This window comes from Synechococcus sp. R8-2, from assembly GCF_047461715.1.
Lineage (GTDB): Bacteria > Cyanobacteriota > Cyanobacteriia > Thermostichales > Thermostichaceae > Thermostichus.
In genome coordinates, this window is sequence record NZ_JANSHQ010000643.1 from 1 (window position 1) to 1289 (window position 1289).

Genomic DNA, 1289 nt, shown 5'->3' on the forward strand with positions numbered 1-1289 from the left:
GGGCCGGCAGGCGGGGTTTATGGGGCGGCCTATCTGGGTCGCCTGAGTGGCTACCCCCACTTGCTCAGCTTCGACATGGGGGGAACCAGCACGGATGTGGCCTTGATCCAAGATGGGATCCCCCAGGTTACTCCCGCAGCGGTGGTGTGCGGCTTGCCCGTGCAACAGCCCCAAATTGACATCCACACCGTCAGTGCCGGCGGCGGATCCCTGGCCCATTTGCTGCCCGGCGGTGGGCTCCAGGTGGGGCCAGAGAGTGCCGGATCCAACCCTGGGCCGGCCTGCTACGGTCGGGGGGGAAGGGCTCCGACGGTTACCGATGCCAACCTCTGGCTGGGGTACCTGCCGGATGGCGGGCGGCTGGGCGACTCGGTGCAGCTACGGCGGGGGCTGGCGGAACAGGCTATTGCCACGCTGGCGGATCCCTTGGGCTTGAGCTTGCAGGAAACTGCCGTTGGCATTCGCACCTTGGCGAATGTCGCCATGTCGCGGGCCTTGCGGGTGATCAGCGTGGAGCGGGGTTTGGATCCCGCCGATTTTGCCCTGTTGGCCTTCGGCGGAGCCGGGCCCATGCATGCCTGTGCTTTGGCAGAAGAGCTGGGCATCCGCACGATCTTGATCCCGGCTGCCTGTGGGGTGCTCTCGGCGCTGGGAATGGCTTTGGCAGATCTGCGGCGAGACTATCGGCGGGCCATCCTCCAACCTCTGCGGCAGCTCACGTCCGCTTCAGGGGGATCCCTGCTGGCCCAATGGGCAGAACCCCTGATCCGCCAGGCGAGAGCCGATCTGCAGGAGCCGGCGTTGCACTTCAGCTTGGACTTGCGCTATCGCGGCCAGTCTTTTGAGTTGGGGATCCCAGTGCGGTTGTCGGATCCGATTGCTCATCTGGAACAGCAGTTTCACCAGGCCCACCAACAACGCTATGGATGGCAAGATTCAGCCCAGCCGGTGGAGGCAATTCAGTTGCGTCTACAGGCGGTGCAGGCCCTACCCACCGTGCCTTTGACCGCACCCCCCCCCTTGCCAGGGGATCCCCTCAAGGGTCGGCGAGAGGCATGGTTTGGGGGCAGGATGCGCCTGGTGCCGGTTTACGATCGGCAGCGCATGGATGTGGGGTTTCAACTGCGCGGGCCGGCAATTGTCGAGATGCCGGAGGCAACGGCGGTGATCGAAGCCGGTTGGACAGGTGTCATTGACGAAGTGGGAACCCTAATCTTGAGCTGTGTTCGCGATAGCGGGACAAAGTCCTGGTAAACCACCCGACACTCGCGCTATGCGCAGGGTGCGGG

1 protein-coding gene is annotated in these 1289 nt (G+C 64.5%); it reads left to right on the forward strand.

The window, feature by feature from the left end; all coding sequences use genetic code 11:
• Positions 1-1254: hydantoinase/oxoprolinase family protein (locus NW819_RS13435; RefSeq protein ID WP_414414051.1), on the forward strand; the 1254-nt coding region annotated here is incomplete at its 5' end.
• Positions 1255-1289: the final 35 nt, after the last annotated feature.